The sequence below is a fragment of the Mycolicibacterium hodleri genome, from assembly GCF_025822245.1.
GTDB lineage: Bacteria > Actinomycetota > Actinomycetes > Mycobacteriales > Mycobacteriaceae > Mycobacterium > Mycobacterium hodleri.
The window spans coordinates 1-6,665 of record NZ_JACKTL010000048.1 but is presented as its reverse complement, the minus strand read 5'-3'; the positions used below and the strand labels follow the sequence as shown (position 1 = coordinate 6,665).

Sequence of the window (6,665 nt, the reverse complement as noted above, 5' to 3'; positions counted from 1 at the left end):
GCGGCCACGGGCACCACGGGTAGCCGCGGCGGCGCGGGCGGAGCAGGCGGCACGGGCGGCGCGAGCGGCGACAAGGGCTCCGACGGCAAGGGCGCCGACGGCTGACGGGCTACTTGCAGCGGTCGACGACCGCGTTGTTCTGGGTGTCGGCGGTGCGCAACCGGGCCGCCTGGGCAGGGTCGCTGTTGGGCATCCCCGCGGTGGCGGCGGCGCCGATGTCCAGCAGCGTGTTGGCAAACGACCGCGTCGGCGAGGTCGGTCGGCGTCGCGGGGTCGAGCCTCGTGATCAGGTACTGGCCGCCGTCGGAGAGGGACAGTCGCGCGTTGGCGGCCACGGCGAGGGAGCCGACGACGTCGCCCTCACCGCCGGGGCCTTGCAGGTTGGTGTTGAGTGACACGCCCCTGCGCACCGTGTCCGCCGCCGAGCAGATGGCGGTCTTCGCGTCGCTCTGCTGCGCGGAGGTGTAGGTGGGTTCGGTGGGCCCAGTCGACGCGGGCCGCAACGCCGTCCACGTCGCCACGCCCACGGCGATCACCGAGAGGACCAGGGCGACCAACGGGACGACGCGTTGCGGGCGGGGCTGTTCGCTGGTCGACATGGCTGCAGCCTAGCCGCACGGCTACAGATCGAGGCCGACGTCCAACACCCGGACCGAATGGGTGAGCGCGCCCACCGCGAGGTAGTCGACGCCGGTGCCGGCATAGGCGTGGGCATTGTCGAGCGACAGGTTGCCCGAGGACTCCAGCAAAACCCCCGGGGCCGTGGCACCGCGCCGCTGCACCGCCATCTGCGTCATCCACACCGGAAAGTTGTCCAGCAGCACGAGCGGTGTCGCACCGAGGTCCTCGCCCAGGATCTGGTCGAGCTGGTCGAGTGAGTCGACCTCGACTTCGACCGGCACGTCGGGCGCCATCGCGCGGACCGCGTGCAGGGCCGCGAGCACCGATCCCGCGGCGGCCACGTGGTTGTCCTTGATCAGCGCCGCATCCCCCAGCCCCATGCGGTGATTCACCCCACCACCGACCCGGACCGCGTACTTCTGCAGCACGCGCAACCCCGGAAGCGTCTTGCGGGTGTCGCGAATCTTCGCACCGGTGCCCTCGACCGCCTCGACCCACGCCGCGGTGGTACTGGCGATCCCGGACAGATGACACACCAGGTTCAGCATCGTGCGTTCGGCGGTCAGCAGTCCGCGGGTCGGCGCCTCCAGCACCAGCAGGGCGTCACCCGGTTCGATCCGGGTGCCGTCGGCGACGCGGGACAGCACGCCGTACTCCCCCTCGCCGATCACCTGGTCGAGGACGAGGAGTGCGACGTCGACGCCGGCGGCGACCCCGCTCTGCCTGCTCACCATGGCGGCCTTCGTGGTGGCGTCGGCGGCGACCGTCGCGAGCGACGTCACGTCCGGTCCGTAGCGCAGGTCCTCCGCGAGGCCGCGGGCGACGGCCGCCCTGGCTTCGTCGCGTTCGTCGTCGGTGAGGTTCATCAGCAGCACACCTCGGCTTCGAGTCGGACGTCGGCGCTCACCGCACGCGCCGGATCGGTGTCGGGATGGTCGGCGCGATGGTGGCACCCGCGTGTCTCCAGCCGCGCCCGGGCGGCAGCCACCACCACCGACGCCGTGACGGTCAGGGCGGCGTCCTCGAAGTCCTTGCGGGAATCCATGTTTCGGGTTCGGGCGGTGTCGAGCAGTTCGGCGACACGGCTCAAACCCTCGGCGTCGCGAACCACCGAGGCGTGCCTCGTCATGGCGCGTTGCAGTTCCGCGCGGTTCGACGCCACCCGGGCGACGGGTTCCACGACGGCGCGTGGTGCCGCCGCGTCGGCGGCGTGGTCGGCCGCCGCGGCGCCGGCCCGTCGGCCGACGACCAGACCCTCGAGCAGGCTGTTGGACGCCAGCCGGTTGGCGCCGTGCATCCCGGTGCGGGCCACCTCGCCCGCGGCGAGGAGTCCCGCCACTTCGGTACGCCCGTACACGTCGGTGACGACGCCTCCGCAGCTGTAATGCGCACCGGGCACCACCGGAATCAGCGCGACCGTGGCGTCGACGCCGGCGGCGAGGCAGGCGGCGTTCACGGTCGGAAATCGGCGGGGAAAGTCCGCGACGGCGCGCGCGTCCAGGTAGACGCACGGGTCGCCGGTTCGCGAGAGGCGGTCGTCGACCGCCGCGGCCACCACGTCTCGGGGCGCGAGATCGCCCATCGGGTGAACCCCCGCGGTGACCGAGTCGCCGCGGGCGTCGACGAGGACCGCACCCTCTCCGCGGAGGGCCTCGGTGATCAACGGTCGGCGCCCTCCGGCGTTGCCGTCGAAGAGCATGGTCGGGTGGAACTGGATGAACTCCACGTCGCCGACGGGCAGTCCGGCCCACAGTGCCAACGCGATGCCGTCACCCGTCGAACCCTCGGGATTGGTGGTCGCCGAGTACAGGTGGCCGAGGCCCCCGGTGGCGAGGACGACCGACGGCGCGTGGATCACGCCGAGGCCGTCGTCGTTGCGGACGAGGACCCCGGTCACGCCGTCTTCGTCACGAATGACCTGCAGGGCAACGTGATTCATCCTCACGTCCAAGGTGTTCGCGGCGTGGTCGAGCGCTCGCTGCACCTCGGCCCCGGTGGCGTCGCCACCGGCGTGGACGATGCGGCGCCGGGAGTGTCCCCCCTCGCGCGTCAACGACCACCGTCCCGGCGCGGACTCGTCGAAGCGCGCGCCGAAGTCGACGAGTTCGGCCACCGCGGAGTAGCCGTCGGCGACGACGGACCTCACCGCCTCGGGGTCGCAGAGACCACCGCCGGCGGCGATGGTGTCGGCGACGTGTGCCTCGACGGTGTCGTCGGTGTGCGGCACCACCACCGCGATGCCGCCCTGGGCGTAGAAGGTCGCGGTCGCGCCCTCGGCCTGCGAGGCCTTGCTGAGCACGACGACCCGGCGGCCCCTACGCCGTGCCGACAGGGCCGCCGCCAATCCGGCGACACCGGTGCCCACGACGACGACGTCGGCCCGCTGCTGCCAGAAGCCGGGACCACCGCAGGACGGGGTCATTCTCCGCCGCCGGGCTGCCCGATCTCGATCATGCGCTGCACGCTGCGGCGGCCCGCGGCGGCAACCTCGGGGTCCACGTGCACCTCGTCGGCGCCCTCGACGAGGCACCGCAGCAGCGCGGCCGGCGTGATCATCTTCATGTACCCGCACGACGCCCGGTCGTTGACGGGCTGGAAGTCGACTTCCGGCGCGGCGCGGCGCAACTGGTGCAGCATGCCGATCTCCGTGGCCACCAGGACCTGGCGGGCGGTGGTCTTCCGAGCGGCGTCGAGCATGCCGCCGGTGGACAGGATCTTCACCCGGTCGTCGGGGACGGCGCCCTCTCCGGCCAGGTACAGCGCTGAGGTGGCGCACCCGCACTCGGGGTGCACGAACAGCTCGGCGTCCGGGTGGGCCGTGGCCTGCGCGGCGAGCTCGTCGCCGTTGATCCCGGCGTGCACGTGGCACTCCCCGGCCCAGACGTGGAGGTTCGTGCGCCCGGTGATCCGACGGACGTGCGCGCCGAGGAACTGATCGGGGCAGAAGAGCACCTCGCGGTCCTCGGGGATGGAGGCCACCACCTCGACCGCGTTGGCCGAGGTGCAGCAGACGTCGGTCAGGGCCTTCACCGCCGCCGTGGTGTTGACGTAGGACACCACCACCGCGTCGGGGTAGTCCGCCTTCCAGGCCCGCAGGTCGTCTGCGGTGATCGAGTCGGCCAGCGAGCAGCCCGCGCGCTGGTCGGGGATCAGCACCGTCTTCTCGGGGCTGAGGATCTTGGCGGTCTCCGCCATGAAGTGCACCCCGCAGAACACGATGGTGTCCTCGGGCGCCTCGGCGGCGATGCGCGACAGCGCCAGCGAGTCGCCGACGTGGTCGGCCACGTCCTGAATGGCGGGCAGCTGATAGTTGTGCGCGAGAAGGGTGGCGCCGCGCAGGTCGGCGAGGCGCCGCACCTCCGCCGCCCACTCCTCGTCGGCGACGACGCCGCCGTAGCCGGTGGGACCGTTCGTGATCTGCGCCGTGAGATCCATTACCGCCATGGCCGCTCCTTTGATCCTGACGGGGTTTTCGACTTATGATCGAAAACATGCCCGATATTAGCACTGCCCACGAAGTGCTGGCCGTCGTGTTTCAGGTTCGAGGGCTCGCGACACGAAACCCGCAGCTCAGCGTTCTGCTGTGGGAGCGCGCCATGGAACCCGAGCGCGGCGCCTGGTCCCTGCCCGGCGGGCAGCTCCGACACGACGAAGACATGACGAGTTCAGCGCGACGTCAACTCGCCGAGAAGGTCGACCTGCGGGAACTGACCCATCTCGAGCAACTCGCGGTGTTCTCCGACCCGGCCCGGGTGCCCGGGCCGCGCACCATTGCGTCGACGTTCCTCGGCCTGGTGCCCTCCCCCGCCACGCCCGAGTTGCCGTCCGACACCCGGTGGCACCCCGTGAACGCGCTGCCGCCGATGGCGTTCGACCACCGGCCGATGATCACCCACGCCCACGCCAGGCTGATCGCCAAGCTCTCCTACACCAACATCGGGTTCGCCTTGGCGCCAAGGGAATTCGCGCTGTCGACCCTGAAGGACGTCTACGACGCCGCGCTTGGCTATCAAGTCGACGCCACGAACCTGCAGCGCGTCCTGGCCCGACGCGGAGTGATCGTCCCCACCGGAACCACCGCGAAGTCCGGCCGAAGTGGCGGCCGGCCCGCCGCGATGTACCGCTTCACCGAGGCGCGGTACCGCGTCACCGACGAGTTCGCCGCACTCCGTCCCCCGACGTGATGCTCCCGACATGGCAAACACGCCCTAATTGGCTTTGACAACCACGTGACCCACAATGGCCCGATGGACTTTGGCAGTGCTGCCGCCTCGACCGGTGCCGAATGGATCGGGAGACCGACTCACGAGGAGCTTCGCCGCAAGGTCAGGCCCCTACGGCCCGAGGCCGACCCGTTCTACCTTCCGCCCGCCGGATTCGAGCACGCCAAACCGGGCACGGTGCTGCAGTCGCGCGACGTCGAGCTCGCCTTCCTCGGTCTGATCCCGCAGAAACTGACCGCCACTCAGCTGCTGTACCGCTCGACGGACCTCAACGGACTCCCGCAGGCCGTCGCGACGACCGTCGTCGTGCCCGCCGACCGGCCCACAGGCAGCACCGGACCGATCCTGTCCTACCAGTGCGCGATCGACGCGGTGGCGGGCAGCTGCTTCCCGTCCTACGCACTGCGGCGCGGTGCCAAGGCCACCGGCGCCCTCGCGCAATTCGAATTCCTCCTGGTCTCGGCGGCTCTCGCCGAGGGCTGGGCGGTGTCGATCCCCGACCACGAGGGCCCCCTCGGAATCTGGGGCGCGCCGTACGAACCGGGTTACCACGTGCTCGACGGTTTGCGGGCCGCGCTGAACACCGAGTCGCTCAACCTGTCCGACGAGGCGCCCCTCGGGCTATGGGGCTACTCCGGCGGTGGACTGGCCACCGCGTGGGCCACCGAGGTGCACGCGAGCTACGCGCCCGAACTCAACGTGGTCGGCGCCGTTCTCGGTTCACCCGTCGGCGACCTGGGCAACACGTTCCGCCGGCTCAACGGCAGCTTCTACTCCGGCCTGCCCGCGATGGTGGTCGCCGCCCTGTCCCACGTCTACCCCGGCCTGGACCGCGTGATCAACCAGCACGTCACGGTCGAGGGCAAGGCCATGCTGAGCGACATCCAGAAGATGACGACCGCCCAGGCCGTCATCAAGTTGATCGGCAAGGACATGGCCAACATGGTCGACGCGCCGCTGGAGAACATCCTGCGCACCCCGGAGGTGCAGCACGTCTTCGACAGCATCAAGCTCGGCACTGCGGCGCCGAGCTTCCCGGTGCTGGTCGTGCAGGCCGTCCACGACCGCATCGTGTCCGTCGCCGACATCGACGAGCTGACCGAGACCTACAGCACCGGCGGTGCCGACGTCACCTACCACCGCGACATGTTCAGCGAGCACATGCTGCTGCACCCGCTGTCGGCTCCGATGACGCTGCGCTGGCTGCGCGACCGCTTCGCCGGTCGACCGGCGTCCAGCAGGCGGGCGCGGACCACGTGGCCGACGATGCTGAACCCGTCGACCTACCGAGGCATGCTCCGGCTCGGGCTCATCTCGGCGAAGGTGGCAACGGGTCGGAAGGTGGATCGGCTACCGCTGTCGGAGCTGGACCGGTAGCCCCGTCGGGCGTCACCAGGTAGGCCACCTCCACCGGTGGCCAGGCGCCGAGATCGTCGCGCTTGGTCGACAGCGCGCAGATCGCGTAGACCAGGGCCGCCACCCCCGCGGGGATGACGATCGACGCGGCGATCTGGAACGGTCCGCTGCCGAAGAAGACCGCCGGCACCTCGTGGGTGTAGAACACCCGGTGCTCCGGCGAGATGGGCGCCGCCGCGACGTCGACCGCACCGTGGCGCCAGCGGGCGACCGCCGCACCCACGCCGGCCGCGGCACCCAACACCCGGTGCTCCGGCGAGATGGGCGCCGCCGCGACGTCGACCGCACCGTGGCGCCAGCGGGCGACCGCCGCACCCACGCCGGCCGCGGCACCCACCGCCGCCAGCGATCCGACCGACAGCGCCGCGACCATCAGCGGTCCGCGGTGCGGCCGCCACTGCCACA

Annotated in this window: 7 protein-coding genes; 2 read left to right on the top strand and 5 right to left on the bottom strand. The window is 71.1% G+C overall.

Going from position 1 to position 6,665, the window contains the following annotated elements:
- The 4 genes from H7J06_RS20900 to nadA all read right to left on the bottom strand — a co-directional run.
- A partial coding sequence (locus H7J06_RS20900; protein ID WP_308205811.1) for a hypothetical protein occupies positions 1–599 on the bottom strand: 599 nt, incomplete at its 3' end.
- Positions 600–620: 21 nt separating this feature from the next.
- Positions 621–1,487 carry a carboxylating nicotinate-nucleotide diphosphorylase gene (gene nadC, locus H7J06_RS20895; RefSeq protein WP_264041000.1) on the bottom strand — a complete coding sequence of 289 codons (867 nt, stop codon included), beginning with the start codon at positions 1,485–1,487 and terminating at the stop codon, positions 621–623.
- The gene (locus H7J06_RS20890) at positions 1,487–3,043 is read right to left on the bottom strand and encodes an L-aspartate oxidase (protein ID WP_264040999.1); all 1,557 of its coding nucleotides are present in this window, start codon (positions 3,041–3,043) and stop codon (positions 1,487–1,489) included. The genes nadC and H7J06_RS20890 overlap by 1 nt, the downstream gene beginning before the upstream one ends.
- The gene (nadA, locus tag H7J06_RS20885) at positions 3,040–4,065 is read right to left on the bottom strand and encodes a quinolinate synthase NadA (protein WP_264040998.1); all 1,026 of its coding nucleotides are present in this window, start codon (positions 4,063–4,065) and stop codon (positions 3,040–3,042) included. Before nadA ends, H7J06_RS20890 begins: the two co-directional genes overlap by 4 nt.
- A 47-nt stretch (positions 4,066–4,112) precedes the next feature.
- Between nadA and H7J06_RS20880 the strand changes: the two genes are divergently transcribed.
- Positions 4,113–4,805, top strand: coding sequence for an NUDIX hydrolase (locus H7J06_RS20880; RefSeq protein WP_264040996.1), 693 nt, complete (start codon positions 4,113–4,115; stop codon positions 4,803–4,805).
- Positions 4,806–4,868: 63 nt separating this feature from the next.
- On the top strand, positions 4,869–6,221 hold the full coding sequence (locus tag H7J06_RS20875; protein WP_264040995.1) for a lipase family protein: 1,353 nt from the start codon (positions 4,869–4,871) through the stop codon (positions 6,219–6,221).
- Here the strand turns inward: H7J06_RS20875 and H7J06_RS20870 are convergent.
- Positions 6,154–6,665, bottom strand: a 512-nt coding sequence (locus tag H7J06_RS20870) for a DUF2567 domain-containing protein (protein ID WP_264040994.1), incomplete at its 5' end; no start/stop codon positions are given. The two genes, H7J06_RS20875 and H7J06_RS20870, sit on opposite strands and share 68 nt — an antisense overlap.

Excerpts from the sequence above, each read along its gene's own strand:
- H7J06_RS20880 (WP_264040996.1), top strand. The coding sequence starts at position 4,113 with ATGCCCGATATTAGCACTGCCCACGAAGTGCTGGCCGTCGTGTTTCAG.
- nadA (WP_264040998.1), bottom strand. The coding sequence starts at position 4,065 with ATGGCGGTAATGGATCTCACGGCGCAGATCACGAACGGTCCCACCGGC.
- nadC (WP_264041000.1), bottom strand. The coding sequence starts at position 1,487 with ATGAACCTCACCGACGACGAACGCGACGAAGCCAGGGCGGCCGTCGCC.
- H7J06_RS20890 (WP_264040999.1), bottom strand. The coding sequence starts at position 3,043 with ATGACCCCGTCCTGCGGTGGTCCCGGCTTCTGGCAGCAGCGGGCCGAC.
- H7J06_RS20875 (WP_264040995.1), top strand. The coding sequence starts at position 4,869 with ATGGACTTTGGCAGTGCTGCCGCCTCGACCGGTGCCGAATGGATCGGG.